Source organism: Sanguibacter gelidistatuariae (assembly GCF_900096585.1).
In the GTDB taxonomy this organism is placed as follows: domain Bacteria; phylum Actinomycetota; class Actinomycetes; order Actinomycetales; family Cellulomonadaceae; genus Sanguibacter; species Sanguibacter gelidistatuariae.
In genome coordinates this window covers 987,977-1,013,089 of sequence record NZ_FMYH01000001.1, presented here as the reverse complement: position 1 = coordinate 1,013,089, position 25,113 = coordinate 987,977, and the positions used below count along the sequence as shown (strand labels likewise).

Here is a 25,113-nt window from a genome sequence, read left to right as displayed (position 1 = left end):
TCGTCCTCACTCGCTCGCGGCGTCGGGCTGGTCGGACTCGGACTTGGTCACGTTCACCGGGCCGACCGCCCCGCCCTCGGGGATCTCACCCACGGCCTGCGCAGGGTGCTCCTCGCGGGCGGCCGCGGCCTCGTCCTCGGGGATCACGGGACCGTCGCCGTGCGCGATCCGCTCCGCCTCGGTGAGCACCGGCGGGCGGTCGGAGACGGCGCGCTGCTCGCTCGAGAGCCACACCTCGCGCGGGGCACGCTTGACGACCGGGGTAAAGATCGCGGCGAGCTCGGCCTGGTTGAGCGTCTCCTTCTCGAGGAGCTCCAGGACGAGATGGTCGAGCACGTCGCGGTACTCCACGAGCACCTCCCATGCCTCGTCGTGCGCGGCCTCGATGAGCTTGCGGACCTCATGGTCGACAGTCCCGGCGACCGACTCGGAGTAGTCGCGCTGGTGACCCAGGTCGCGGCCCATGAACGGTTCGGCCGAGCCCTGGCCGAGCTTGATGGCGCCCACCCGCTCGCTCATGCCGTACTCGGTGACCATCTTGCGGGCCGTGGCGCTGGCCTTCTCGATGTCGTTGGAGGCACCCGTGGTCGGGTCGTGGAAGACGATCTCCTCCGCGACGCGCCCGCCCATGGCGTAGGCCAGCTGGTCGAGCAGCTCGTTGCGGGTCGTGGAGTACTTGTCCTCGGTCGGCATGACCATCGTGTAGCCGAGGGCACGCCCGCGCGGCAGGATCGTCACCTTGGTGACGGGGTCGGTGTACCGCATGGCGGCCGCGACGAGCGCGTGACCACCCTCGTGGTACGCCGTGATCTTCTGCTCCTTGATGTTCATGATCCGGGTGCGCTTCTGCGGTCCGGCGATGACGCGGTCGATCGCCTCGTCGAGGGCGCGGTCGTCGATCAGCTGGGCACCGGAGCGCGCGGTGAGCAGGGCCGCCTCGTTGAGGACGTTGGCCAGGTCCGCGCCGGAGAAGCCGGGCGTGCGGCGGGCCACGGCCCGCAGGTCGACGCCCTCGACGATCGGCTTGCCCTTGGCGTGCACGTGCAGGATGTCGGTGCGGCCCTGCAGGTCGGGGGCCTCGACGGCGATCTGGCGGTCGAAGCGTCCCGGGCGCAGCAGCGCCGGGTCGAGGATGTCGGGCCGGTTGGTCGCGGCGATGAGGATGACGTTCGCCTTGACGTCGAAGCCGTCCATCTCGACGAGGAGCTGGTTGAGCGTCTGCTCGCGCTCGTCGTGCCCGCCGCCCATCCCGGCGCCGCGGTGGCGCCCGACGGCGTCGATCTCGTCGACGAAGATGATCGCGGGGGCGCTCTCCTTGGCCTGGGCGAAGAGGTCGCGGACGCGGGAGGCACCCACGCCGACGAACATCTCGACGAAGTCGGAGCCGGAGATCGAGTAGAACGGGACGCCGGCCTCGCCGGCGACCGCCCGGGCGAGCAGCGTCTTACCGGTTCCGGGCGGACCGTAGAGCAGGACGCCCTTGGGGATCTTCGCGCCGACCGCGAGGAACTTGGCGGGCTCGGAGAGGAACTCCTGGATCTCGCGGAGCTCCTCGACGGCCTCGTCGGCGCCGGCGACGTCGTCGAAGGTCACCTGCGGGGTGTCCTTCGTGGCCAGCTTGGCCTTCGACTTGCCGAAGCCCATGACCTTCGAGCCGCCGCCCTGCATGCGGGACAGGATGAAGTAGAAGACCACACCGATGATGAGGAAGGGGATGATCACCGACAGCATCGAGGAGAGGAACCCGGCGCGGGCGACTTCGGAGTTGAAGCCCTTCGACGGGTCCGCGGCGGTCACCGCGTCGACGACCTGCTCGCCCTGCGGCTGGACGTAGTAGAACTCGACGCTCTTGCCGAGGTCCTTGTCACCGACCTTGTAGGCCTCGGACAGGGTCAGCTGGACGCGCTGGTCACCGTCGACGATGAGGGCCTGCTCGACCGTCCCACCCTTGAGCAGCGCGAGGCCGGCTGATGTGTCGATCTTGGACACCTTCGCCCCGAACAACGTGGTGAGGGCGAAACCGAGGATCACCATGCCCAGGACGATCCACAAGAATGGCCCGCTCAAAAGACGCTTCATGTTCATCGTCGACGGGGCGTGCCCCGCATCCTTCCGCTCGCGCACTGATACGTCGTTGAAAATACACGTCCCACCTGACATTTGACTGCCAGGTGGGCCCCTGTTCGCCCAGGGCAGGACGGTGGTGCCCGTCCGTGAGCGATTCGAAGGAGGTTCAGTGCACGTTCAGCAGTCGTTCAGCGACTGGTTGAAAAGCGCTCAGCTCGAGTAGACGTGCGGCGCAAGCGTGCCGACGAACGGCAGCGTGCGGTATTTCTCGGCGTAGTCGAGGCCGTAGCCGACGACGAACTCGTTGGGGATGTCGAATCCCACGTAGCGGACGTCCACCTCGACCTTGGCCGCCGTCGGCTTGCGCAACATCGCCGCAACCTCGACCGATGCCGGCCCGCGGCTGCGCAGGTTGGAGATGAGCCACGACAGCGTCAGGCCGGAGTCGATGATGTCTTCGACGATGAGCACGTTGCGACCGGTCAGGTCTGCGTCGAGGTCCTTGAGGATGCGCACGACGCCCGAGGACTTGGTCCCCGACCCGTAGGAGGACACCGCCATCCAGTCCATCTCGACGCCCTGGTGCTGGATGCGCCGTGAGAGGTCGGCCATGACCATCACGGCCCCCTTGAGGACTCCGACAAGAAGCAGGTCCTTGCCCGCGTAGTCGGCGTCGATGCGCTCTGCCAGCTCGTCGAGCTTGGCAGTGATCTGCTCCTCGCTCAACAGGACGTGGTCGATGTCGCCGGTCTGGGCAGATCCCACGGGGAGAGCTCCTTGATCAGTTGTGAAGGTGTTCAAGCACTAGCGTGCCACAGTCCCGGCGTCCTTCGACCGCCCCGGGCAGCTGGATGGGGCCCTGGCCGCGCCAGTCGGTCACGAGGCGGTCGAGCTCGAGGACGTGAGATCGGGCGAGCGAACCGGCGGGGCAGCCGACCTCCAGCGCCGCCCGGCGCAGCGCCCGGGTCCGCACCGCCGCGGGGGAATCCGCCAGCACGGCGACGTCGAGCACGTCCCGGGCAGGTCGACCTGAGCGCGCAGCCATGCTCGGGTCCATGCTCGGGTCCTGGCCACCGACCTCACGCTGCCCGCTGGCGACGGCCCGCGCGCGGTCCAGCAGCAGTGCGGCGAAGGTCACCAACGCGGCGTCGTCCTCGTCGAGCTGGGCGGCGGTGCGAGTGAGCGCCGCGACCACGCCCGGGCCGAGCACGTCGTCGAGCAGGGGAAGGACCCGAGACCGGACCTGGGAGCGTAGGGGCGCACCCGGGTGGTCGCCAGCATTGGTGGGATCCTGCCAGAAGTCCAGGCCCGCCACCCGGCAGATCTCCTCGGTGTCGACGCGGCGCAGGTCCAGGAACGGTCGGCGCAGCATGCCAGCCTCGGCGCGCATCCCCGCGAGGGACCTGGCGCCCGAGCCGCGCGCCAGACCGAGCAGGACCGTCTCGGCCTGGTCGTCCGCAGTATGTCCGAGCAGGACGGCCCGAGCGCCGAGTCGCTCGGCTGCCTCGTGCAGGGCGCGGTAGCGGGCCGTGCGGGCCGCTCCCTCCGGGCCGCCGTGGCCGGGGCCGGTGGGCACCTCGGTGCGGACGACCTCGACGGGGTCGAGGCCAAGCGAGCGGCACTGGTCGGCCGCCCTCCGGGCGACCTCCGCCGACCCGGCCTGCATCGCGTGGTCGACGGTCACCGCGCCGACCCGCAGACCCAGGCGCGGGGCGACGAACGCCACCGTCACCGCGAGCGCGAGGGAGTCCGCACCGCCCGAGCACGCGACGAGGACCAACGGCGGGGCTGGCGCGGGATCCGCGGTCTTCCGATCGCGAACTGAAGCACCCACCAGGTCGGCGAGCGCAGCGCGGAGCGCAAGCCGGGCCTGGGCGACGGCACGGGGCGGCCCGCTCACGCGGACAGCTCCATCTCAGCCAGCCCTGCGGAGCATGTGGCCAGCTCCGTCTCAGCCAGCCCTGCGGAGCATGTGGCCAGCTCCGTCTCAGCCATGGACCCGGCGCACCCAGGCGATCGGGTCGGTGATCTCCCGGGCGGTCGGCAGCGTCTGCGGCCCGGACCAGACCGCATTGAACCCGGGAGTGCCGATCTCGGCGGTCACCGCCCGCACGAAGGCCGCGCCGCCCCGGTACTGCTCCATCTTGGCGTCCATGCCCATGAGCCGGCGCAGCACGCCGTCGCGTCCCGCGGGCGCGGCGCGGCGCCTGTCGAACGCGGCCCTGATGGAGCGCACGCTCGCCACGACGGACGGTCCGACTTCGTCCATCGCGACGTCGGCATGGCCCTCCAGGAGCGACATGATCGCCGTGACCTCGTCGAAGGTCACGCGCTGGGCGGGGGTGAGCAGCCCGTCGATGAGCGGGGCACCCTCCCGCCCGCGCACGGCGGCGTAGACCGCGCGGACGAAGGAACCCACCCGGACGGTCGTCTGCCACGGCGTCATCGACACGTCGCCGATCCCGCGGACCAGCTCCTGGGTACGCGTTCGCAGGTGCTCGGTCAGCCACGGTGCGGCGGCGAACTGGAGCGCGTGGGTCTGCTCGTGCAGGCACACCCAGAGTCGGAAGTCCTCGGGGCGCACCTTCATCTCCCGCTCGACCTGCAGCACGTTGGGCGCGACCAGCAGCAGCTCCCCCGGCTCCCCAGGCGCCGTTGCGTAGGGGTCGAACTGGCCGAGGATCTTCGTGGACATGAAGGCCAGCGCCGCGCCGACCTCCGCGCTCGAGGCAAGCTCGGCGACCAGCGGCACGGGTCTGCCCGACGGCGCGCGCAGGGCTCCGGAGGTCATCGCGGCCATGGATGCCGCGCCCGACCGGGCCCAGCGGGCCCGGTCGACGACCCGCACGGTGGACAACGGAACCGTTGACAGGTCCCGTCCGTCCGCAGGGAGCAGACCGGTGATCGTCACGACCGGCGCGACCGCACGACCGGCTGCCCGGCGCAGCGACGTGACGAGGTCCTCGATCTCCCGGCGCCCTGCCGTCGGGCCGGGGTGCACGAGCCGCCCGGCGACCCGGGCAGCGTCGGCCCCGTCGATGAGCTCGTGCTCGGAGCCGGTCATCGGCAACCGCAGGCCGCGAGGTCGGAGACGAAGGCGTCGATCGCCCGTCGCGGTCCCCACTGCCCGCCGTCGGGCGTCTGGTCGGCCATGATGACGAAGGTGAGCTGGCGGCCGTCCGCGCTCAACGCGGTCCCGGCCAACGAGGTGACGTGCGGGAGAGAGCCGGTCTTGGCGCGGACCAGACCGCGGGCCTCGGAGGTCAGGAAGCGGTCGTTGAGCGTGCCGTCCAGCCCGGCGATCGGCATCCCGATGATGACCGGGCGCAGCCGTGGGTGGGCGGGGTCGGCCAGGAGGTCAAGGACCTCGAGCATGGTCGTCGCGGAGATCCGCGAACCGTCGGCCAGGCCGCTGCAGTCGGCCATGACCGCACCGGACGTATCGATCCCCAGATCGGTGAGCTCGGTGAGCACCGCCTTGGTCGCGCCCTCGAAGGACCCGGGCAGGCCTGCATCGAGAGCCACGATCCGCCCGACCACCTCGGTGATCGTGTTGTCGGAGGTGTGCAGGAAGTACTGGACGATCTCGCCCATCGGGGCGGAGTCGACCGAGGCGATGACCCGGGCAGCCTTGACCGACGTGCCGCGCGACGGCGCGCCGTCCACAGTCACCCCGTGCGCGGCGAGCGCAGTGACGAAGGCGTTGGCGGCCGAGAGCGCGGGGTCACCCTGGCGAGGGGCGTACTCCCCGGCCGAGAGCCGGCCGGTGTCCACTGCGATCGCGGAGACGGGGGCGGCGTAGCCCAGGGACGGGATCTCCTCCGCCCACAGGCCGGTCGGCGAGCCGGTGAACAGGGTGTCGTCGAGGGCCAGCTTGACGGTTGTGGTGCCGGCCAGGGCCAGCTCCTTGGCGACCTGCGTGGCGAGGTCGTCCAGGCCGGCGTGACCCGTGACGGCCGCGGGGTCGCCAGCGCCGGCAGAGAGCATCATGTCCCCGCCTCCGACGAGGGTGATGGCACCTGAGGCGGACTGTGTCACGGTCGTGGTCAGAACACGGTCGTAGCCGACCGCGCTCAGGGCCGCGGTCGCGGTGAGCAGCTTCTGGATCGAGGCGGGTACGCGCGCCACCTCGGGTGAGGCCGAGGCCAGCACGTCCCCGGTGAGTGCGTCGGAGACGACCACCCCGGTCGAGGCGCCCATCGCCGGGTCGGCGACGAGCGCGTCGACCGCGGCCTGGACGGTGGCCGCGTCCGGGACCGGCGCCGCGGCGTCGAGCACCTGAAGGGTGTCTTGGAGGGCCGGTCCGGGGATCGCCGCCGGGGCGGTGGGGAACGGTGCCGCCGCTGCGGGCTCCGGTCCGAGGGTGAGGATCCCGGGCACGACGTCGTGGGCGTCGGCCCAGGCGTAGCCGCCTGCCACGACGAGCCCGGCCGCGATCGTCCCCGCGACGACGCGAGCCATCAGCGCCATGAAACAGTCACCTTCACGCCTCCAGGATATGGTCCGCGCTCAGCTGCACGCACCCGTGGCCACACTAGGTCACGACCAGCGTCACACCGGCTCTCTTCCGCGAATCGTCACGATGTCGTCTAGTCTGGCGAGTGGCTACACCGACCACGCATGCGACATACACGACCCTGTCTGGGCGCGGAACCCGCGCAGAGGGTGCAACTGGAGGAAGAACAGTGGAGTTCGACGTCACGATCGAGATCCCCAAGGGGCAGCGCAACAAGTACGAGGTCGACCACAAGACCGGTCGGATCCGTCTCGACCGCATGCTGTTCACCTCGACCCGCTACCCGGACGACTACGGGTTCATCGAAGGGACTCTCGGCGAAGACGGCGACCCCCTCGACGCGCTCGTGCTGCTCGAAGAGCCGACCTTCCCCGGTTGCCTGATCCGCTGCCGTGCCCTGGGCATGTTCCGCATGCGCGACGAGGCCGGGGGCGACGACAAGGTCCTGTGCGTGCCCACCGGTGACCAGCGCGCCGCGTGGCGCCAGGACATCGACGACGTCTCCGACTTCCACCGCCTCGAGGTGCAGCACTTCTTCGAGGTCTACAAGGACCTGGAGCCGGGCAAGTCGGTCGAGGGCGCGCACTGGACCGGCAAGGCCGAGGCCGAGATCGAGGTCGAGCGCTCCTTCCAGCGCGCCAAGGACGCCGGGTACTACAACCACTGAGCCCCGCTCCCCCGCATCACCCGAACGGCCGGCACCCCAGGTGCCGGCCGTTCGTGCGCCCGGCCCCCCCAGGTCCCCGTCCCACCCCGCTGAGTGCACCCGTCCCACCCCGCTGAGTGCACCCGTCCCACCCCGCTGAGTGCACGAAAATGCACGCGACACGCCGGTGCGACACGCGTATTTTCGTACACTCAGCGGGGGAACAGGGGTGGGGTGGCTTCGTCAGGGGCGGCCGGCGTAGGGCATGAGGCGGCTGTCCCAGCGCATTGCGGTGACTCGGGACGCGATGCCGGGCTGGGCCGCTTCGACGATCTGGTTATTGCCTGCGTAGATCGCCACGTGGGTGACGCTCGACGAGTCGTTGGGGTTGTCTCCCCAGAACACGAGGTCGCCGGGGCGCAGGGAGCCCAGGCTGATCTTCAAGACCTGCTTGTACTGGTCCCGGGAGGTTCGGTTGATGGACACCCCCGCGGCCGACCAGGCCCGGCTGGTCAGACCCGAGCAGTCATAGGCGGCCGGTCCCGTAGCCCCCCAGACGTAGGGCAGCCCCAGCTTCGTCTTGGCCCAGTCGACCGCGGCCTGGCCCTGCGCGGCGCTGCCGCGAGAGGACCCGCTCCCGAGGCCACCACCGGTCACCGGCGGTGTCGTGGGAGCGGTCGTCGGAGCAGTGGTCGGCGCGGTCGTCGGAGCGGTTGTCGGTGCCGTGGTCGGAGCAGTGGTCGGAGCAGTGGTCGGCGGCGTCGTCGGAGCAGTCGGCGGCGGCGTGACCGGCGCGGTCGTGGGCGCGGGATCGGTCGGCGTCACGGGCTTCGTGGCGGGCGGCGCGGGCGCGACCGGCGCGGCCACGGGCACGACTACCGCGGCGGCCGCGCGTTCGCGGGCGAGCCGCTCGGCCGCCTGGTCACGCTCGGCCTGCAGCCCCTGCTGACGAGCCTGCTCGACCTCGATGCTCGTGCTGCGCGCCGCGGCGAGCCTGATGAGCAGGGACTCGCGGTTGACGCTCGCCGTCGCGACCGCCTTGTCCGCGGCAGCCTGGGTGGTCTGGGTCGCCTCGAGGGCCGTGTTCGCCGCATCCTTCTTCACCTGTTGGTCGGCGACCGCCCGCGTGGCGACACCCTCGAGGGTCGCGGACACCACGGAGTCGGCCTGGAACTGCTGGGCAGCCTTGTCCGCCTTGGAGCCGACCAGCTCCATCGCGTTGGCGGTGCTGACCGCGTCGCTCACGCCGTCTGCCGTGAGATACATGCCGATCTGCTCGAGCCCGCCGCCGTTGCGGGAGGTGTCGCGGGCGAGACCGACGAGGAGCTTGCGTGACTCCTCAGCGCGTAGCTTCGCGGCGTCGCTCCGGGTCTGGGCGGCCGTGGCCGTGGCGGTCGCGGCATCGAGGTCGACGATCGCCTGGTTGTAGGCCTCCCCCGCCGCGGCCGCCGCGTTGAACGCCGCGTCCTGCGTCGCGGTGAGCATGGCCATCTCCACGTCCATGGCGGCCACCGAGGCCGCGGCGTCGACGACGGACTGCCGAGCTGCGTCGACGTCGTCCTGGGAGGGTGGGGTGGGGTCGGCCATGGCGGGGAGGGCGGTGCCCCCCGCGAGGAAGGCGGTCACGGTCAGGAGCGCCAAGAACCTGCGGCGGGCCGCGCCACGGGACGCTCGCGGGTACGACGCCATCAGGGGTCCTCTCAAGCAGGGCGCAGCCGGTTCGGACCCGCCGCGAAGAAGTCTCCCCCGAGACTACCCAGGTACGGGCCCAGAGTGAACTCCTGTCACATCATTCACAGGAGTATCACCCGCACCACGGACTGGGCACAGCGCCCTGAGGGTTCGTCCGAGAGGTTCCGTGGCCGAGAATCCCGCATATTGGAACAGATCTGCCCACTGGGCGTCCACAGTGTGAGAACTTCCCTGCTCGGGGCTATCCCCGGTCGGCAGGCCTGCCTACGCTCTACCTATGACGAAGCGAATGTGTTGCTGACCAAATCCCCTCAGCCCCTCCCGCGCCCTGCGCTTCGTCCCACCTGCCCCACCAGCCCGCGTCCGGCGGAACGACCCGCCGGCCTCGCCCCCGCTCCGCCTGCGGAGGCGACGTGAGCAGCGGCAGCCGGCACGGAGCACACTCAGGCGCAGCACGCACGCCCCCCGACCCTTTCTCCAGGAGCATCCGATGAGCACCCCCAACTGGTCCTTCGAGACCCGCCAGATCCACGCCGGGCAGACGCCCGACCCCACGACCGGCGCCCGCGCGCTGCCGATCTACCAGACCACCTCCTTCGTCTTCCCCGACGCCGGGGTCGCCGCCGACCGCTTCGCGCTCAAGGACCTCGGGCCCATCTACACGCGCATCGGCAACCCGACCCAGGAGGTCGTAGAGAACCGCATCGCGAGCCTCGAGGGCGGTGTCGGAGCGCTCCTGCTCGCCTCCGGCCAGTCCGCGACGACCTTCGCGATCCTCAACCTCGCCGAGGCGGGCGACCACATCGTGGCCAGCCCCTCGCTCTACGGCGGCACCTACAACCTGATCCAGTACACCCTGGCCAAGCTGGGCATCGAGACCACCTGGGTCAGCGACCCGCACGACCCGCAGGCCTGGCGTGACGCGGCCCGTCCCAACACGAAGCTCTTCTTCGCCGAGACGATCCCGAACCCCAAGGCCGACATCCTCGACATCGAGGCCGTCGCCGCAGCCGCGCACGAGGTGGGCGTCCCGCTCATCGTCGACAACACTGTCGCGACCCCGTACCTGCTGCGCCCGATCGAGTTCGGCGCGGACATCGTCATCCACTCCGCGACCAAGTACCTCGGCGGGCACGGATCGGCCATCGGCGGCGTCATCGTCGACTCGGGGAACTTCGACTTCTCCAAGGACCCTGAGCGTTTCGCGAACTTCAACACCCCCGACCCGAGCTACAACGGCATCGTCTACGCCCGCGACCTCGGTGTGAACGGGATCCTCGGCGCGAACCTCGCGTACATCCTCAAGGCCCGCGTGCAGCTGCTCCGTGACCTCGGTGCCGCGATCTCCCCGTTCAACGCCTTCCTCATCGCCCAGGGCATCGAGACGCTGTCCCTGCGCGTGGAGCGCCACGTGGAGAACGCCAAGAAGGTCGCCTCCTGGCTCGACTCGCGCGACGACGTCATCTCCGTCGGCTACGCGGGCCTGCCCTCGAGCCCCTGGTACGCCAACGCCCAGAAGTACACCCCGCGCGGACCCGGCGCGATCGTCAGCTTCGAGGTCGACGGCGGCGCCGCGGCCGGCCAGGCCTTCGTCTCTGCCCTCGAGCTGCACTCCAACGTCGCCAACATCGGTGACGTGCGCTCCCTGGTGATCCACCCGGCGTCGACCACGCACTCCCAGCTGAGCGAGGCCGAGCAGCTCCTCTCCGGGGTGACCCCCGGACTGGTGCGCCTCAGCGTGGGCATCGAGCACATCGACGACATCCTCGCCGACCTCGAGAACGGGTTCATCGCCGCGAAGGCAGCCGCCGAGACCGCCACCGCGGGCGCGTGAGCTGACATGACGAACGATCCGGCGCCCGGCCGCGGCAGCATCCCAGGGTCGGTGCCTGCGCACTGGGGCCTGGAGATGGACATGCCCGCGCGCGGCGCCGGATCGTCCGTACATTGGTCAGTAATGAGTCACGATTCCCAAGGCTCGGGCGCCTCCTCGCGTCCCGGCCCGCAGTGGACCCGCACCGGCGGCCCCTCCCGCGCGCAGTCACGGCGCCTGGACGCGGCGTTCCCGGTGAGCGGCGCCTGGCGCGACGGCGACCCGGTCGGCGGGCGGCGCTTCGCCGACATCGGGGCCCTCGAGCTCGAGGCCGGCGGGCACATCCCCGCCGTCCGGATGGCCTACGAGACGTGGGGGACGCTCAACGAGGCGGGCGACAACGCCGTCCTCGTGCTGCACGCCCTCACTGGTGACAGCCACGTCGTCGGCGACGCCGGCAACGGCCACGCGACTGCCGGCTGGTGGTCGCAGATGGTCGGCCCGGGCGCCCCCATCGACACCGACCGGTACTTCGTCGTGGCACCCAACGTCGTGGGCGGCTGCCAGGGGTCAACCGGCCCCTCCAGCCTGGCCCCGGACGGGCAGCCGTGGGGCAGCCACTTCCCGATCATCACCGTTCGCGACCAGGTGGCCGCGGAGATCGAGCTCACCCGCGCGCTCGGCGTGCGGTCCTGGCAGTTCATCGTCGGCGCCTCGATGGGTGGCCTGCGGGTGCTCGAGTGGGCCCTGCTCGGCCCCGAGGCGGGCGTGGGCGTGGAGTCCGTCGGCGTCATCGCCTCGGCCGCCCAGACCCCCGGCGACCAGATCGCCTGGGCGCACCCCCAGCTCACCGCGATCCACGCCGACCCCAAGTTCCGCGGCGGCGACTACTACGACGCCGCCCCCGGCGACGGCCCGCATGTCGGCCTGGGCATCGCGCGGTCGATCGCCCACACGACCTACCGCAGCGCCCACGAGTTCGACGAGCGCTTCGGACGCATCTCCCAGGGCGGGGAGGACCCGATGCGCGGCGGCCGCTTCGCCGTCCAGTCCTACCTCGACCACCACGCGAGCAAGCTCGCCAAGCGCTTCGACGCGAACAGCTACGTCGTGCTCACCGAGTCGATGCTCACCCATGACCTGGGCCGCGACCGCGGCGGGGTGAACACCGCACTCGCCTCGATCACCGCACGCACGCTCGTGGTCGCCGTGGACACCGACCGGTTGTTCCTGCCCGCCGAGTCCGAGCGCATCGCCCGGTACGTGCCGGGCGCACAGGCACGGTTGCTGCACTCCGACTTCGGTCACGACGGCTTCCTCATCGAGTTCGACCAGCTGGGCCCGATCGTGGCGTCCTTCCTCGCCGAGGCCAACCGGTCTGCTTGACCTCGAGTGCGCTCGACGTGCTTGGATAAGCGCCATGACCTCCGCACACACCGCACCGCTCCCGATCGCCCTCGGGGCGATGGCCTTCGGCACCCGTCACGACGAGACGGCCTCCTTCGCCCTCCTCGACCAGTTCCTCGACGCCGGCGGCTCGTGGGTCGACACCGCCAACTGTTACGCGTTCTGGCAGTCACCGGACGGCCGCGGCGGGGCCAGCGAGACGATGCTCGGGCGCTGGTTCGCCGCTCGCCCCGGCGCCCGCGACCGGGTGCAGATCTCCACCAAGGTCGGCTGCGAGCCGGCCGGCTCCGGGACGTACCCCGAGTCGACCGAGGGTGTCGGTGCGGCCACCGTCGCACGCGCCCTGGAGGAGTCGCTGACCCGCCTGGGCACCGACCACGTCGACCTCTTCTGGGCCCACCGGGACGACCGCACGACCCCGCTCGAGGAAAGCACCGAGGCCTTCGCCGCGCAGGTCGCGGCCGGGAAGGTCGGGCGGCTGGGGCTGTCCAACTACGCCCTGTGGCGGGCCGAGCGGGCCCGCGGGATCGCCGCCCAGCACGGCTGGGCCGCGCCGTCGGCCCTCCAGCTGAGCTACTCCTACCTCCAGCCGCGCCCCCTCGTGCGCAACGCCGTCCACGACCACCGCTTCGGGTGGATCACCGACGAGGTGCTCGACTACGCCGCGACCGATCCCGGCTGGAAGCTGTGGGCCTACAGCCCGCTGCTCGGCGGCGCCTACGACCGCGACGACCGCCCCGTCCCCGAGGCGTACGACCACCCGGGCACGACGCGCCGCCTCGCCGCGCTGGCGACGGTGGCCGGCGATCTCGGCGTGAGCCGGTCCGCGGTCGTCATCGCCTGGATGCTCGCCTCGACGCCGCAGGTCCGCCCGGTCCTCGGGGTCAGCACCCCGGCCCAGCTCGCCGACGCCGTCGCGGGGGCCCGCCTCCGCCTCACCCCAGAGCAGGTCGCGGCTCTGGACCAGCCGTGGTGACCGTTGCGCGCTTGCGGCGCCGGCTCACCAGCCACGCGCCCACCGCACCGACGACGAGGACCACGCCGACCGTGTAGCCCACCCGCAGCGCACCGAGCACGGAATCGCCGAGGATGTTCGCGACCGAGACGGTCAGCTCGGTGCGCAGCCGGGAGCCGGTCAGTGACCCGATGTAGGACGCCCGCACGACGACGACGGCGAGGCTCGCCAGCGCCGTCAGGACCACGATGATCCCGGCCTCCCAGGCCAGGACGACCGCCCGCGACCGGGCGAGGGCGACCGCGGCGAGCAGCAGGAGGGCGACGGCCCACGGCAGCCAGCCCGCGACGGCGTCGAGCACGGCGTAGTAGGCCCGGGCCTTGACGAGCTCCTGGCTGGAGAACAGCGGGACGCTCGCGTCGACCTGCGGGATGGACGCCGCGAGGGTGACCCCGCGCGCGACGAGCTCGGCGCGGGCGAGATCGACGACCGGTCCGAGGTTGAGGGTCACCTGGCCGTCGGCGCTGAGGCTGAGCTTGCCCCCGCCGTCGTGCGTGAGCAGGGCGACGACCGTGGTGTGCGCGCTGCGGTTGGCCTGGATCCACACGGTACGGAAGGCGTCGCTGTCGACAACCCGGGTGATGATGTCCCGCACGAGGGACTCCATCGCAAAGCGCAGCGGGACCCCGAGGGCATCGACGCGGGAGTCGCCGTCGCCCGAGCCGCCCAGGGCCGCGAGCGCGGAGGAGACCAGCGCGTCGGCATCGATCTGCTCGAGTGTGACGGTCGTGAGATGGTCCACGAGCGCCGACCGCACAGCCGGGTCGGCGGCCAGGTCGTCGACCGCGGCCACGTAGCCGTCGGTGCTGGTGATCGTGTCGCGCGCCCAGTGCGCCAGCAGCGCGACCGGGGTGAGCAGGGCGCCGATGAGCAGGAGCGCGACGACCGCCGCGCTGCGCCCCCGGTGGTGGTGTCCGTCAGCCATAGGACGAACAGTACGGCCACCACGCGTGACGGTGCCGCCCGTGTGCGGCAGGATGAGGCCATGACCGCCGACCTCCCCCAGATCACGTCAGCCCTGCACACCCAGTGGGCGCGCCTGCGCTCCTGGGTCGGTCCGCTCGGGGACAACCTGCTCGGCAACCGGAACAAGCCCTCGGCCCTGCCCGGCTGGACCGTCGGCGAGCTCGTCGCGCACCTGGGACGCGCGATGGACGCCCTCGCGGTGTGCACCCCGGCCCCGGCTGGCACCCGGCCCATCGAGCTGGCGGAGTACCTGGGCTCCTACCCCGAGCGCGCCGACGACATCTCCCAGTTCACCCGCGACCTCGCCGTCGAGATCGCCGACGCCCCGCTCGCCGCGGTCGACGCCCTGGCCACCCGGGCCCTGGCCACGCTGGACGAGCTGAGCCTGGACCAGGTCGTCGTCGTGCAGGCACGGCGCGGAGCGATCACGCTGCGCGACATGGCCATGTCGCGCCTGATCGAGCTTGTTGTGCACGCCGAGGACCTGGTCGCCTCGCTCAAGGGCGTGGTGGACTCTGCGGGACCGGCCAACCCTATCGACCGCGAGGCCCAGCGGATCGTGGCCGAGGAGCTGCTCGACATCGTGGTGACCCGCGGCGGGTGGGACCTGGAGGTGACCGACCCGGGGCTGTGGATCCGGCTGGCCACCGGGCGCGCCCGGTACAACGTCGACGACCTCGCGCGGGCGATCACGACGGACTACACCGCCGGCGGGGTCCCCGACCTGGGCCGGATGCTCCCGATCCTCTAGCCCGGCGGACCCGGCGGACCCGGCGGACCCGGCGCGCCCGTGATCAGACGGGCAGGAGCCCGCGGGCGGAGCAGACGGAGTAGCCCTTCGGCTCGAGCCAGGGCTCGGAGGTCGCCCTGAACCAGTCCTCGACCCGTGCGGTCACGCGGTCGACCAGCAGCTGGTTCGTCGCCGGGTCGTCGTCGACCCCGTAGAGCGAGAACAAGGAGGTCGCGTACCGCACGAGCGGCCCGGGCCCGGTGAAGACGAGCTCGTTGTCGTGACGCACCACGTCGACCGTCTCGAAGAAGCGCCCGACGAGCTCGGCGACGGTGTCCGTGGTGACCCAGCTGGCTGAGTCCGGCACCCGCAGGCCGAGCGACCCGAGCTCGGTCTCGATCACGTGCCGGATCATCGGCACCGTGCGGGCGTGGTTGACGGTCGCGACGAACACGCCGTCGGCGGTGAGCACCCGGGCGCACTCGGCGACGATCATCTCGGGGCTGGGGCAGTGAACAAGCATCTGCCGAGAGAGCACGACGTCGACCGAGCCGTCGGGGAGCGGGATCTCGTCAGCGGAGGCATGGATGGCCTCGACGCCGGGTACAGCGCGCGCGGTGAGATACGCCGAGAAGGAGAGGTCGAGGGCGATCACCCGGCCGGTGTGGCCACGGTCGATGAGGTTCTGGACGAAAGTCCCCGTCCCCGACCCCACGTCGAGCACGGTCTCCGTGCCGGTCAGGGCCAGCGCGCCGAGCACAGCCGCCTCGACGTCATCGTCGCGACGGCTGAAGAGCCGGTGAGTCTCGACCCTGATCTCGGGCGATGTGAGGTGCGCGTACCCGCCGTCCGGCGCCCGGCGGACGCCGTCCCTGTCGATATCCATACGCGAACCTTCTCCCACGTGGGGGACCTTCGCCACCCGACGGAGCGTGGTCCGGAGCGGTAGGTTGGCAGCATGCTGGCTGCCTACGTCTCGCGCTTCTCCCCCGCCTCTCCCGTCGACGGGCTGTCGGTCGGAGACCGCCCAGCCCCGACGGGCCGAAAGAACTGGACAATCGTGACGGTTCGGGCCGCCAGTCTCAACCACCACGACCTGTGGTCGCTGCGCGGGGTGGGACTGCGCCCGGAACAGCTCCCGGTGGTCTTGGGCACAGACGCCGCCGGCATGACCGAAGACGGCCAGGAAGTTGTGGTCCACGCAGTGATCGGCGCCGACGGGCACGGCGTCGGGCCGGGTGAGACGCGGACCCTGCTCTCGGAGAAGTACGACGGCACGCTGGCCGAGCAGGTGGTCGTCCCCACCCACAACCTCGTGCCCAAACCCCCGGACCTGACCTTCGAGGAGGCCGCCTGCGTGCCGACCGCATGGCTGACCGCCTACCGCATGCTGTTCCGCACCGCCGGGCTCAAGCCCGGCCAGAGCGTGCTCGTCCAGGGTGTCGGCGGCGGTCTCGCCTCGGCCGCGATCACCCTGGCGGCCGCGGCCGGCATCGAGGTCTTCGCGACCAGCCGCAGCGGCGCCAAGCGCACGGCGGCCCTCGCGCTCGGCGCGAGCCACGCGGTCGAGCCGGGTGGCCGCCTCCCTCACCGGGTGGACGCCGTGATCGAGAGCGTGGGCGCCGCGACCTGGTCGCACTCGGTCCGGTCCGTGCGCCCCGGCGGCGTCATCGCCGTCGCGGGCGCCACGTCGGGCGACCCCACCGCGGCCGAGCTCACCCGGATCTTCTTCAACGAGATCACCGTCGCTGGCACGACGATGGGCAGCCGTGACGAGCTCGCCGACGTCCTCGCCTTCATGGTGCGCGCGGACATCCGCCCGCGGATCGACCGCTCGATGCACCTCGCCGACGCCGCCGCGGCGATCACTCGCCTCGCCTCGGGCGAGCACATCGGCAAGATCGTGCTCACTCCGTGACCGAACGTGTGCCGCTGCCCCGGTTCCTCGCCCGCGTGACGCCCGCGGTCATGGTGCCCGACGGCGTGGTCCCCGCCCTGGACGCCCACCTCGCCGATGTGATCGCCGACGAGCTCCGCGGGCACACCCACGTCGTGACCACCCGCGGCGCGCACGCCGCGTGGGCGCCCGACGTGCTCGGGGCCGGCTTCGAGATGCAGACCCTCCCGCTCGCCCCGGACGACGAGGGTGAGGTCGTAGCCTCCCTCGTGCGGTTCCGCCCCGCCGGCTCCATCCGCTCAGCCCGGGCCGTGCTGTACATCCACGGCTGGAGCGACTACTTCTTCCAGACCGAGACCGCGTACTTCTGGGACCGGCTGGGGGTCGCGTTCTACGCGATCGACCTGCGCAAGTACGGGCGCAGCCTGCGCCCGGGGCAGACGCCCGGATACACCGACGACCTGCGGGTCTACGACGAAGACCTTGAGGCGGCCCTCGACGCGATCCGCGCCGATCTTGGCCACAACACCTCGATCATGCTGCACAGCCACTCGACCGGCGGCCTCACATCGGTCCTGTGGGCACACCGCAACCCCGGAGCGACCGCGGGCCTCGTACTCAACAGCCCATGGCTCGAGCTGCAGGGATCATCCGTGCTGCGCACCGTCTCCGCCCCCGCGATCAACCGCCTCGCCCGCTTCCAGCCCAAGACCCCGCTGCCCAACATCGACGCCGGGTACTACGCCCGCACCGTCCGCAAGATCGACGGCGGGGAGTGGGAGTTCAACGAGACGTGGCGCCCGACGCCCGCGTTCCCGGTCCGCGCCGGCTGGTTGCACGCGATCATCTCCGGACACTCCGAGGTCGCCCGCGGCCTGCGGATCACCCAGCCCGTCCTGATGCTCGCCTCGTCCCGCTCGGTCATGTCCCCGCGCTGGTCGGAGGACATGCGCGGGAGCGACATCGTGCTCGACGTCGAGCTGCTCGCCCGCCGCGCCATCCAGCTCGGCCCGACGGTCACGGTGAGCAGGATCGAGGGCGGCCTGCACGACCTCGCGCTGTCCACGGCGCCGGTGCGGGCGCAGTACTACGCCCAGATCGCGCGATGGTCGACCGCGTACGGGTGGTCGCAGGACTGAGTTTTGTGGGTCTACTCGCGCAGCTCGGCGAGGGTGCGCCCCTCGTCGCCGACCCGCCACACGCGCCAGCCGTCGGAGGCTGTGCCGCCCGAGACGGCGCTGGCCGCCCACGTGGGGTCGGCGTAGCGCGTGCCGCCCTCGGTGTGCAGCGACCCGTCCGGGTGCAGCACGATCTCGAACCGTTCCCCGCGCCGATGGCGGACCCAGACGAGTTGTAGCGGCGCATCCAGCCCGCTGGCCAGCGCGGCGAGCGCGGCGTCGACCGGCCCGACGACGTCGGACAGCTCACGCGGCGGGGCGAGCAGGTCCAGCACCGGCGAGACGGGAGCGGCATACGGGCCGAGGCCGTTGGCCGGCAGGTCTGACGGTCGTTCGGGGAGGTCGTCCGGTGGGAGGTCGAGGAAGACCGGGACGTAGGCGTCGGCCGGAGCGGGCACGGCCGGGACAGTGCCGGTCAGGACGGACTCGACGGCGCGCCCGGCGGCGGCCTGCTCAGGCCGCAGCGGGGAGACGTCGATGAGTCGCTGTCCGCCCCGGCCGGCGAGCAGGCCCACGTGGAGCACCTCGATCCGGGTCGTTCCCGAGCGCAGGAAGGCCAGGGCGTGCAGCAGGGAGTCCTCGACGTCCGCGCACACGATCACCAGCCGCACCGTCCCAGGCGACGGTGTCTCGGGACGGGCCGCCGGGGCCGCGTCGAAGAATGCCCGCAGCCCAGCACGGAAGCGGTCGGGACCGCCGGGATGCTTCGCGGCCAGGTCCGCGCGGGTCAGGCGTGACGCCCGGCCCGCCATGTCGAGCGCCTCGAGGAGTCCCTGCGCCGTCAGCCGCGCCATGATCTGCACGACGACGGGCAGCCCCGAGGTGTCCAGCGCGAGAAGGTCGGCCGTCGCCTGCCGCTCGACGCTCGCACGCTGCTCGACGCTCGCAGCTGGCCGCTCGGCCACCGTGAACAGGGGCTCACCGAGCAGCGCCGGGAGGTGCTCGGAGACCACGGCGCGGGCCGCAGCGGCGAAGGACGCGTCGTCGGGCAGGGTGGGTGTCACGGGATGCGCGCGCCCGGCCCCACGGATGTCGAACAACGGCATGGCCACAGCCTAGACCTACCGTCCAGGGGCTCAGCCCTGGGCGAGCCGGGCTTCCACGCGCTCCACCTTGCCGGTCAGCTCACCGGTGTGACCAGGGCGGATATCCGCCTTGAGGACGAGGGAGACGCGGTGCCCACCGGCGCCGACGGCCTCGGTGGCGCGCTTGATGACGTCCATGCACTCGTCCCACTCACCCTCGATCGTGGTGAACATGGCGTCGGTGCGGTTGGGCAAGCCGGACTCGCGGACGATCCGGACGGCGTCGGCCACGGCGTCGGTCACGGACTCGCCGGAACCGAGCGGGGCAACTGAGAAGGCAAAGAGCATGCCCCCAACCTGTCACCCCGCGGCGTCGAAGTCGAGCGTGACGTGCGTCGCACGACCCCCCGATCGGGACCTTCCTCCCGCCGGCCCGCGGAATACCGCGCCTAGGCTCGCCGGCGGCGCCGTGTTCTCCGGGCGCCTGATCCACCGGCGCGCTCTCCTGAAAGGTCCCTCGTGACTCCTCCCACTGCCCCCACCTCGCCCGCTCCGGCCCGCTGGCTGGTGGCCGACCCCGGTCCGTTGGGCCTGGCCGGGTTCGCACTGACCACCTTTGTGCTGTCGGTGTTCAACGCGGGGATCCTCGACTCCCACCTCGAGCCGGTCGTGCTGCCGCTCGCCCTCTTCTACGGCGGCCTCGTGCAGCTGCTCGCCGGCATGTGGGAGTTCACCAAGAACAACACCTTCGGCGCGCTCGCCTTCTCCTCCTACGGCGCGTTCTGGATGTCCTTCGCGGCCTACGTGAAGTTCATCGTCCCGGGGCTGCCGGCGGACTCCGCCCACCAGGCCACCGGGCTGTTCCTGCTCGCCTGGACCATCTTCACGCTCTACATGACCGTGGTGACCCTGCGGGTCTCGGTCGGTCTCATGGCGGTGTTCGTGCCGCTGTCGGTGACCTTCCTGCTGCTGACCATCGGCGCCTTCGCCCAGGCTCCTGGGGTCACGCACGTCGCCGGCATCTTCGGCCTGATCACCGCTGCGACCGCCTGGTACAACTCCTTCGCCGGCGTCCTCAACACCACCTGGGGTCGCATAGTCCTCCCCCTCGGCCCCCGCTGACCCACCCCACCCCCTCCGCTGAGTGCACGATCTTGTACGCGACGCGCCGGTGCGACACCCGCATTTTCGTACACCCAACGAGTTGGTCAGAGGGTGGGTGGGGGTTGGGTGTAGGACTCGAGGGCTCTGGGGATGGGGATGGAACCCGAGTTGAACTCGATGAAGCGGCCGATCGTGCCGGGCAGGTCGAGGACCGCCGCGGCCACGGCGGCGACGTCGTCGCGCGGGACCGAGGTGGACTCCAGGTGCGCGCCGACCTCGATCTGGCCGGTCCCCGGGTCGTCGGTCAGCGCGCTGGGTCCCAGGATCGTCCAGGCCAGCGTCGACACCCGCAGGTGCTCGTCGGCCGCGGCCTTCGCCTCGGCGTAGGCGAAGAAGCTGTCCTCCGGCGGCACCCCGTGCTGGAGCCGGGCGCCCTTGTAGGACACCATGACGTACCGCGGGATCCCCGCGGCGAGCGCGGCATCCATCGACCGGATCGCCGCGTCACGGTCGACGGCGTAGGTCCGCTCGGGAGAACCGCCGCCCGCCCCCGCGGCCCACACGACGGCGTCGTGCCCGGCGAGGGTCTTGGCCAGGGCGTCCGGGCCGAGCCGCTCGACGTCGGCCACGACCGGCGCGGCGCCGGTCTCGGCGACGTCCTTGCGCTGGCGGGCGCTGCGGATGATCGACGTGACGTCGTGGCCGGACTCGCTCAGCAGGTGCGCCAGGCGCAGCGCCACCCTGCCGTGCCCTCCGATGATCGCGATGCGTGACATGGTGGTCCTCTCAGATGACCGTTGCGGACGCCGCGGCGCCGTCACCGCCGGCTCAGAGCCGCTCGGCCAACAGCTCCGCGAGCGCCTTGCCCTTGACCCCCGCGAGGTCGTCGGCCTGGGTGCGGCAGGAGAAACCGTCCGCGAGGAAGATGTCGCCCTCCCCAGCCTGACGCAACGCGGGCAGCAGCGCATTCTCAGCGACCGCGACCGACACGTCGTAGTGCCCCTTCTCCATGCCGAAGTTCCCCGCGAGCCCACAGCACCCGGCGAGCGTCGTGATCGTGGCGCCCGCCCCGCGCAGGAGCGCCTCGTCCGTCTGGTAGCCCATGACGGAGTACTGGTGGCAGTGCGGCTGCGCGACCGCGGTCACGTCCGAGAGGTCCGGCATGGCCCAGCCGGAGTCCGGACCCGGCGCCGTCTCCGGGTCGGTCAGCAGCTCGGCGAGAGTGTGCGTGGCAGCCGAGACCGCGTGCGCCCGAGGGTCCTCGGGGAAGAGGTCGAGCAGGTCCGAGCGCAGCACCGCGGTGCAGGACGGCTCGAGCCCGACGATCGGGATCCCGTTGACCGCGAAGGGCCCGAGGGTGTCCATGAGCGTGGACAGCTTTTTCTTCGCGCCGTCGAGCTGGCCCGTGCTGATCCAGGTCAGCCCGCAGCACGCCTCGTCCTCCGGGATGACGACGTCGTAGCCGGCCGCGAGCAGCACCTTCACGGCTGCCTCGGGCACGTTGGGCGCGAGGGAGTCGCTGAAGGAGTCCGTCCACAGGACCACCTTCGGCTTGCGCTTCGCTTCAGTCACCTGCCCACCGGCCTGCCCGACGCCGGCCCGCGAGGTCGCGGCGAGCGCCGCACCCTCGCGCTTCCACCACGTGCGGAAGGGCACGTCGGCGAAGGACGGGATCGACCGGCGGGTGTCCATGCCACCGAGGGTGAGGACGACCGTGGCGAGCGGCTTGATGCTCAGCGCGAAGTTGGCGATCTTGGGCAGGTAGCTGGCCAGGCGGGCCCAGCGCGGCAACCAGCCGAGGGCGTAGTGGTTCATCGGGCGCAGCCGGCCCTTGTAGGTGTTGTGCAGCACCTCGGACTTGAGCTGGGCCATGTCCACCCCGGCCGGGCAGTCGCTCGAGCAGGCCTTGCAGCTCAGGCACAGGTCAAGGGCGGCGTGCACCTCGGGCGAGCGCCAGCTGCCGGTCACCAGGGTGCCGTTGGCCATCTCCTGGAGCACCCGGGCGCGCCCGCGGGTGGAGTCCTTCTCGTCCTTGGTGGCCAGGTAGGACGGGCACATGAAGCCGCCCGCCGCGGTCGAGTCCGCGCGGCACTTGCCCACGCCCACGCAGCGGTGGATCGCCTTGGAGAAGTCGCCGTCGTCGTGGGAGAAGCTGAAGCCCGTCTTGGCCAGGATCGGCTTGGCGTGCGGGCGGCGCAGGTCCGCGTCGATCGCATTGGGACGCACCAGCACGCCCGGGTTGAGAAGGTCGTTCGGGTCGAAGAGCGCCTTGAACTGCTCAAACATCGTGATCGCCGCGGGCGAGTACATCGCTGGCAGCAGCTCCGAACGAGCCCGGCCGTCGCCGTGCTCACCTGACAGCGAACCCCCGTACTTGCCCACGAGCGCGGCGGCCTGCGTCATGAAGGACCGCAGGATGTCCCCCGACGCCTCGAGCGGGATGTCGATGCGCAGGTGCACGCAGCCGTCGCCGAAGTGCCCGTAGGGCAGGCCGTCGACGCCGAACTCGGCCATGAGCACGTCGAGGTCACGCAGGTACGCCCCGAGCTTGGCGGGCGGCACGGCCGAGTCCTCCCAGCCGGGCCACGCCTGGGCGCCCGACGGCGTCCGCCCGGCCAGGCCCGCGCCGTCGGCCCGGATCTGCCACATGGCGGTGGCCTCGGGGCCGGCGGGGAGGATGCGGGACGCGGTCGTGCCCGAGTCCCGCACGATCGCCTCCGCGCTGGCCATCGCCTCGGCCGCGGTCGACCCGCCGACCTCGACCATGAGCCAGCCCCCGCCCGGGGGGAGCGCCGGGACGGTGGCCGCGCCCTTGGCGCGCCGCACGACGTCGACCAGGCGGGCGTCGAGACCCTCGATCGCGAGCGGGGAGTGGGTGAGCAGGGCGGGGACGGCGTCGGCCGCGGACGGCATGTCGGGGTAGCCGAGCACGACCAGGGTCGGTGCGCCGGCGATCGGGACGAGGCGGACGGTTGCGCCGAGGATGGACATGACCGTGCCCTCGGTGCCCACGAGCGCGCGGGCGAGGTTGGTGCCGTTCTCGGGCAGCAGGTGCTCGAGGGAGTAGCCGGAGACCTGCCGGCCGAAGCGGCCGAGCTCGGTGCGCAGCAGCGCCATGTTCGCGGTCACGAGCTCGCCCAGGCCGGGGACCCGATCGACGCCCTGACCGTTCGCTCCCGCGGCGAAACGCCGACCGAGGCCGTCGACCACGTCGAGGTCGACGACGTTGTCCGACGTACGTCCGTAGGCGACGGCGTGCGGACCGCAGGCGTTGTTGCCGATCATCCCGCCGAGGGTCGCGCGGTTCTGGGTCGAGGGGTCGGGGCCGAAGCGCAGGCCGTGCGGGGCGGCCGCCTTCTGCAGTGAGGACATGATGACGCCGGGGTCGATCCGCGCCGTGCGGTTCTCGACGTCGACCTCGTGGATCGTGTTGACGTGCCGGGAGAAGTCGATGACCACCCCGGGGCCGATCGAGTTCCCCGCGCAGGACGTGCCCGCGCCGCGGGCGGTGATCGGCACGCCCGCCTCACGAGTCACGGTGATCGCGGCGAGCGCGTCGTCGACGTCCTTGGGGATGACGACGACCTGGGGGACGACGCGATAGTTGGAGGCGTCCGTCGTGTACTCGGCGCGGCGCAGGGAGGAGTCGGAGACCTCCCCGTCCACGGATGCGCGCAGCGCGGCCACGAGGGCGGCGCGGGCATCGGCGGCGGATCGGGCGGGCTGAGCGCCGGGTCCGGTGATCTCAACATCTACAGGGCTTGCCACGCGGACATTCTCCCACTGCCGCCGCGATGGTCGGCGGGGACCTCCACCTGGCGGTCGCAGACACGACGCGGGGCTGGTCAGGGCCGGTCAGGGCTCAGGCGGGTTCGACCTCGGAGGACTGCGAGTTCTCCGCGCCGGCAGCAGTCCCGCCGTCCAAAGTCCCGCCGTCCAAAGCCCCGCTATCCGAAGCCCCGCCGTCGACCAGCCCGGAGGCGCGGGCGGTGAGCAGCGGCGCGATGCCGGCGAGCAGCGGCACGAGCTGGACGCAGACGCGCCAGATGATGACCCCGGCGACAAGCTCGGAGGCCGTCGCCCCGGCGCGGTCCGCGATGAGCGCGACGACGGCGGCGTCGAGCACCCCCAGGCCCAGGAACGGGGTGGCCATGAGCAGGTACACGCTGAGGAAGGACGCGACGATGACCAGGAGCGGCGCCTGGGACGGCGGGACCCCCACGAAGCGGATGGCCAGCACGAGGATGCCCGACTCCACGAGGACCATCGCCACCAGGGCGATCAGGGAGTGCGGCCAGAAGCGCAGCCAGCGGCCGGCGATCCGGGCGTGGAAGTCGACGACGAGCTTCTCCATCCGGTCCGGCCCGGGCAGGGAGCGCCGGATCTTGATGGCGCAGCGCCCCAGGAACCGGCCCACCGCCCCGGCCGAGGCGGAGCTGCGCGAACCGATGACCAGCACCGTGACGATCGCGGCGCTCACCAGGCCGCTGATCACGGCGGCCCAGCCGACCGCACCCTCGTCGCCCACGGTCCACAGCATGAGCAGCGCACCGGCGACCGGCGCGGCCAGGCGGACGACGTAGTAAAGGATCGAGTTGAGCACCAGGCCAGCCATCCCCTGCCCGACGTCGACCCCCCAGGACCGGAACAGCGCCGCGCGCGCGACGATGTCGGCCGGTGCCGGGGTGACAGTGGCCGCGAGGTTGCCGACGAGGTCGTTGCCGATCGCCCGAGGCAGGCCGAGATCCTTGACGAAGAAGGCCAGCGGGGCCGACGACAGGGCCGCACGCACCACGACGAGCACGAGCAGTGTCACCACCTGCCACCAGGACAGGTGACCAAGCGCGTCCCACACCTGGGACCAGTCGACCCGGCGCAGCACGCGCACGAGGTACCAGACGAGGGCGACCACGAGCGCCCAGACGATCACGCGCACGACCAGGGCCCGGATGCGCCGGGGGTTCTGCTGGGACATGCGGGACTCCTGAGTCGTGACCAGAACGAGCAGGTGCACTGTAGCGCGCGCGGAAGGCGGGCACCGCGGGGGACCAGATGCC

Annotated in this window: 21 protein-coding genes; 8 read left to right on the top strand and 13 right to left on the bottom strand. The window is 71.7% G+C overall.

Annotated elements, in window-relative coordinates; translation table 11 throughout:
- Positions 1 to 6: 6 nt before the first annotated feature.
- From ftsH to dacB, 5 genes are all read right to left on the bottom strand, one after another.
- Positions 7 to 2,085, bottom strand: coding sequence for an ATP-dependent zinc metalloprotease FtsH (ftsH, locus tag BLQ50_RS04520; RefSeq protein ID WP_093181486.1), 2,079 nt, complete (start codon positions 2,083 to 2,085; stop codon positions 7 to 9).
- Positions 2,086 to 2,277: 192 nt separating this feature from the next.
- A complete protein-coding gene (gene hpt, locus BLQ50_RS04515; RefSeq protein WP_093181485.1) occupies positions 2,278 to 2,832 on the bottom strand; it encodes a hypoxanthine phosphoribosyltransferase in 555 nt (184 codons plus the stop codon).
- Between the two features lie 16 nt (positions 2,833 to 2,848).
- Complete coding sequence (gene tilS / locus BLQ50_RS04510; RefSeq protein WP_093181484.1) at positions 2,849 to 3,967, bottom strand: tRNA lysidine(34) synthetase TilS; 1,119 nt, start codon at positions 3,965 to 3,967, stop codon at positions 2,849 to 2,851.
- An 87-nt stretch (positions 3,968 to 4,054) separates the two neighbouring features.
- The gene (locus BLQ50_RS04505; RefSeq protein WP_093181483.1) at positions 4,055 to 5,131 is read right to left on the bottom strand and encodes a zinc-dependent metalloprotease; all 1,077 of its coding nucleotides are present in this window, start codon (positions 5,129 to 5,131) and stop codon (positions 4,055 to 4,057) included.
- The gene (gene dacB / locus BLQ50_RS04500; protein ID WP_093181482.1) at positions 5,128 to 6,537 is read right to left on the bottom strand and encodes a D-alanyl-D-alanine carboxypeptidase/D-alanyl-D-alanine endopeptidase; all 1,410 of its coding nucleotides are present in this window, start codon (positions 6,535 to 6,537) and stop codon (positions 5,128 to 5,130) included. The genes BLQ50_RS04505 and dacB overlap by 4 nt, the downstream gene beginning before the upstream one ends.
- Before the next feature lie 215 nt (positions 6,538 to 6,752).
- On the opposite strand from dacB, the gene BLQ50_RS04495 reads away from it, so the two are divergent.
- Complete coding sequence (locus BLQ50_RS04495; protein WP_093181478.1) at positions 6,753 to 7,250, top strand: inorganic diphosphatase; 498 nt, start codon at positions 6,753 to 6,755, stop codon at positions 7,248 to 7,250.
- Positions 7,251 to 7,472: 222 nt separating this feature from the next.
- Here BLQ50_RS04495 and BLQ50_RS18270 read toward each other — a convergent pair whose 3' ends face one another.
- Positions 7,473 to 8,918 (bottom strand): C40 family peptidase, encoded by a 1,446-nt coding sequence (locus tag BLQ50_RS18270; protein ID WP_139185734.1) that lies wholly within the window; start codon positions 8,916 to 8,918, stop codon positions 7,473 to 7,475.
- Between the two features lie 493 nt (positions 8,919 to 9,411).
- Here BLQ50_RS18270 and BLQ50_RS04475 point away from each other — a divergent pair, with 493 nt between their 5' ends.
- From BLQ50_RS04475 to BLQ50_RS04465, 3 genes are all read left to right on the top strand, one after another.
- Complete coding sequence (locus tag BLQ50_RS04475; RefSeq protein WP_093181468.1) at positions 9,412 to 10,755, top strand: bifunctional o-acetylhomoserine/o-acetylserine sulfhydrylase; 1,344 nt, start codon at positions 9,412 to 9,414, stop codon at positions 10,753 to 10,755.
- A gap of 123 nt (positions 10,756 to 10,878) precedes the next feature.
- Positions 10,879 to 12,120 (top strand): homoserine O-acetyltransferase MetX, encoded by a 1,242-nt coding sequence (gene metX, locus BLQ50_RS04470; protein ID WP_245700878.1) that lies wholly within the window; start codon positions 10,879 to 10,881, stop codon positions 12,118 to 12,120.
- Between the two features lie 34 nt (positions 12,121 to 12,154).
- Positions 12,155 to 13,117 carry an aldo/keto reductase gene (locus tag BLQ50_RS04465; protein ID WP_093181467.1) on the top strand — a complete coding sequence of 321 codons (963 nt, stop codon included), beginning with the start codon at positions 12,155 to 12,157 and terminating at the stop codon, positions 13,115 to 13,117.
- On the opposite strand, the gene BLQ50_RS04460 is transcribed toward BLQ50_RS04465, so the two are convergent.
- Positions 13,077 to 14,081, bottom strand: coding sequence for a hypothetical protein (locus BLQ50_RS04460; protein ID WP_093181465.1), 1,005 nt, complete (start codon positions 14,079 to 14,081; stop codon positions 13,077 to 13,079). The genes BLQ50_RS04465 and BLQ50_RS04460 overlap by 41 nt on opposite strands.
- A gap of 60 nt (positions 14,082 to 14,141) precedes the next feature.
- Between BLQ50_RS04460 and BLQ50_RS04455 the strand changes: the two genes are divergently transcribed.
- Positions 14,142 to 14,873, top strand: a complete 732-nt coding sequence (locus BLQ50_RS04455; protein WP_093181464.1) for a maleylpyruvate isomerase N-terminal domain-containing protein — start codon at positions 14,142 to 14,144, stop codon at positions 14,871 to 14,873.
- 43 nt (positions 14,874 to 14,916) lie between these two features.
- Here BLQ50_RS04455 and BLQ50_RS04450 read toward each other — a convergent pair whose 3' ends face one another.
- Positions 14,917 to 15,738: a class I SAM-dependent methyltransferase gene (locus BLQ50_RS04450; RefSeq protein ID WP_093181463.1), complete on the bottom strand. Its 822-nt coding sequence runs from the start codon at positions 15,736 to 15,738 to the stop codon at positions 14,917 to 14,919.
- Between the two features lie 72 nt (positions 15,739 to 15,810).
- Between BLQ50_RS04450 and BLQ50_RS04445 the strand changes: the two genes are divergently transcribed.
- Together BLQ50_RS04445 and BLQ50_RS04440 are read left to right on the top strand one after the other, a co-directional pair.
- Complete coding sequence (locus BLQ50_RS04445; RefSeq protein ID WP_093181461.1) at positions 15,811 to 16,770, top strand: zinc-binding dehydrogenase; 960 nt, start codon at positions 15,811 to 15,813, stop codon at positions 16,768 to 16,770.
- Positions 16,767 to 17,888 (top strand): alpha/beta hydrolase, encoded by a 1,122-nt coding sequence (locus tag BLQ50_RS04440; RefSeq protein ID WP_245700877.1) that lies wholly within the window; start codon positions 16,767 to 16,769, stop codon positions 17,886 to 17,888. The genes BLQ50_RS04445 and BLQ50_RS04440 overlap by 4 nt, the downstream gene beginning before the upstream one ends.
- A gap of 11 nt (positions 17,889 to 17,899) precedes the next feature.
- Here BLQ50_RS04440 and BLQ50_RS04435 read toward each other — a convergent pair whose 3' ends face one another.
- On the bottom strand, positions 17,900 to 18,973 hold the full coding sequence (locus BLQ50_RS04435; RefSeq protein WP_139185732.1) for a restriction system modified-DNA reader domain-containing protein: 1,074 nt from the start codon (positions 18,971 to 18,973) through the stop codon (positions 17,900 to 17,902).
- A 30-nt stretch (positions 18,974 to 19,003) separates the two neighbouring features.
- Positions 19,004 to 19,300, bottom strand: a complete 297-nt coding sequence (locus BLQ50_RS04430) for an MTH1187 family thiamine-binding protein (protein ID WP_093181458.1) — start codon at positions 19,298 to 19,300, stop codon at positions 19,004 to 19,006.
- Between the two features lie 171 nt (positions 19,301 to 19,471).
- Here BLQ50_RS04430 and BLQ50_RS04425 point away from each other — a divergent pair, with 171 nt between their 5' ends.
- A complete protein-coding gene (locus tag BLQ50_RS04425) occupies positions 19,472 to 20,074 on the top strand; it encodes an acetate uptake transporter (RefSeq protein WP_093181456.1) in 603 nt (200 codons plus the stop codon).
- 86 nt (positions 20,075 to 20,160) lie between these two features.
- Here BLQ50_RS04425 and BLQ50_RS04420 read toward each other — a convergent pair whose 3' ends face one another.
- The 3 genes from BLQ50_RS04420 to BLQ50_RS04410 form a co-directional block, all read right to left on the bottom strand.
- Entirely contained in the window at positions 20,161 to 20,832 is a 672-nt protein-coding gene (locus BLQ50_RS04420; protein ID WP_093181455.1) for an SDR family oxidoreductase, read from the bottom strand.
- Between the two features lie 52 nt (positions 20,833 to 20,884).
- Positions 20,885 to 23,824: an FAD-binding and (Fe-S)-binding domain-containing protein gene (locus BLQ50_RS04415; RefSeq protein WP_093181453.1), complete on the bottom strand. Its 2,940-nt coding sequence runs from the start codon at positions 23,822 to 23,824 to the stop codon at positions 20,885 to 20,887.
- 94 nt (positions 23,825 to 23,918) lie between these two features.
- A complete protein-coding gene (locus tag BLQ50_RS04410) occupies positions 23,919 to 25,031 on the bottom strand; it encodes a lysylphosphatidylglycerol synthase transmembrane domain-containing protein (RefSeq protein WP_093181451.1) in 1,113 nt (370 codons plus the stop codon).
- Positions 25,032 to 25,113: the final 82 nt, after the last annotated feature.

What these genes read in the sequence shown, in the direction of transcription:
- ftsH (WP_093181486.1), bottom strand. Translation starts at nt 2,085, where the DNA reads ATGAACATGAAGCGTCTTTTGAGCGGGCCATTCTTGTGGATCGTCCTG.
- BLQ50_RS04505 (WP_093181483.1), bottom strand. Translation starts at nt 5,131, where the DNA reads ATGACCGGCTCCGAGCACGAGCTCATCGACGGGGCCGACGCTGCCCGG.
- dacB (WP_093181482.1), bottom strand. Translation starts at nt 6,537, where the DNA reads ATGGCGCTGATGGCTCGCGTCGTCGCGGGGACGATCGCGGCCGGGCTC.
- BLQ50_RS18270 (WP_139185734.1), bottom strand. Translation starts at nt 8,918, where the DNA reads ATGGCGTCGTACCCGCGAGCGTCCCGTGGCGCGGCCCGCCGCAGGTTC.
- BLQ50_RS04475 (WP_093181468.1), top strand. Translation starts at nt 9,412, where the DNA reads ATGAGCACCCCCAACTGGTCCTTCGAGACCCGCCAGATCCACGCCGGG.
- metX (WP_245700878.1), top strand. Translation starts at nt 10,879, where the DNA reads ATGAGTCACGATTCCCAAGGCTCGGGCGCCTCCTCGCGTCCCGGCCCG.
- BLQ50_RS04465 (WP_093181467.1), top strand. Translation starts at nt 12,155, where the DNA reads ATGACCTCCGCACACACCGCACCGCTCCCGATCGCCCTCGGGGCGATG.
- BLQ50_RS04460 (WP_093181465.1), bottom strand. Translation starts at nt 14,081, where the DNA reads ATGGCTGACGGACACCACCACCGGGGGCGCAGCGCGGCGGTCGTCGCG.
- BLQ50_RS04455 (WP_093181464.1), top strand. Translation starts at nt 14,142, where the DNA reads ATGACCGCCGACCTCCCCCAGATCACGTCAGCCCTGCACACCCAGTGG.
- BLQ50_RS04450 (WP_093181463.1), bottom strand. Translation starts at nt 15,738, where the DNA reads ATGGATATCGACAGGGACGGCGTCCGCCGGGCGCCGGACGGCGGGTAC.
- BLQ50_RS04445 (WP_093181461.1), top strand. Translation starts at nt 15,811, where the DNA reads ATGCTGGCTGCCTACGTCTCGCGCTTCTCCCCCGCCTCTCCCGTCGAC.
- BLQ50_RS04435 (WP_139185732.1), bottom strand. Translation starts at nt 18,973, where the DNA reads ATGCCGTTGTTCGACATCCGTGGGGCCGGGCGCGCGCATCCCGTGACA.
- BLQ50_RS04430 (WP_093181458.1), bottom strand. Translation starts at nt 19,300, where the DNA reads ATGCTCTTTGCCTTCTCAGTTGCCCCGCTCGGTTCCGGCGAGTCCGTG.
- BLQ50_RS04420 (WP_093181455.1), bottom strand. Translation starts at nt 20,832, where the DNA reads ATGTCACGCATCGCGATCATCGGAGGGCACGGCAGGGTGGCGCTGCGC.
- BLQ50_RS04410 (WP_093181451.1), bottom strand. Translation starts at nt 25,031, where the DNA reads ATGTCCCAGCAGAACCCCCGGCGCATCCGGGCCCTGGTCGTGCGCGTG.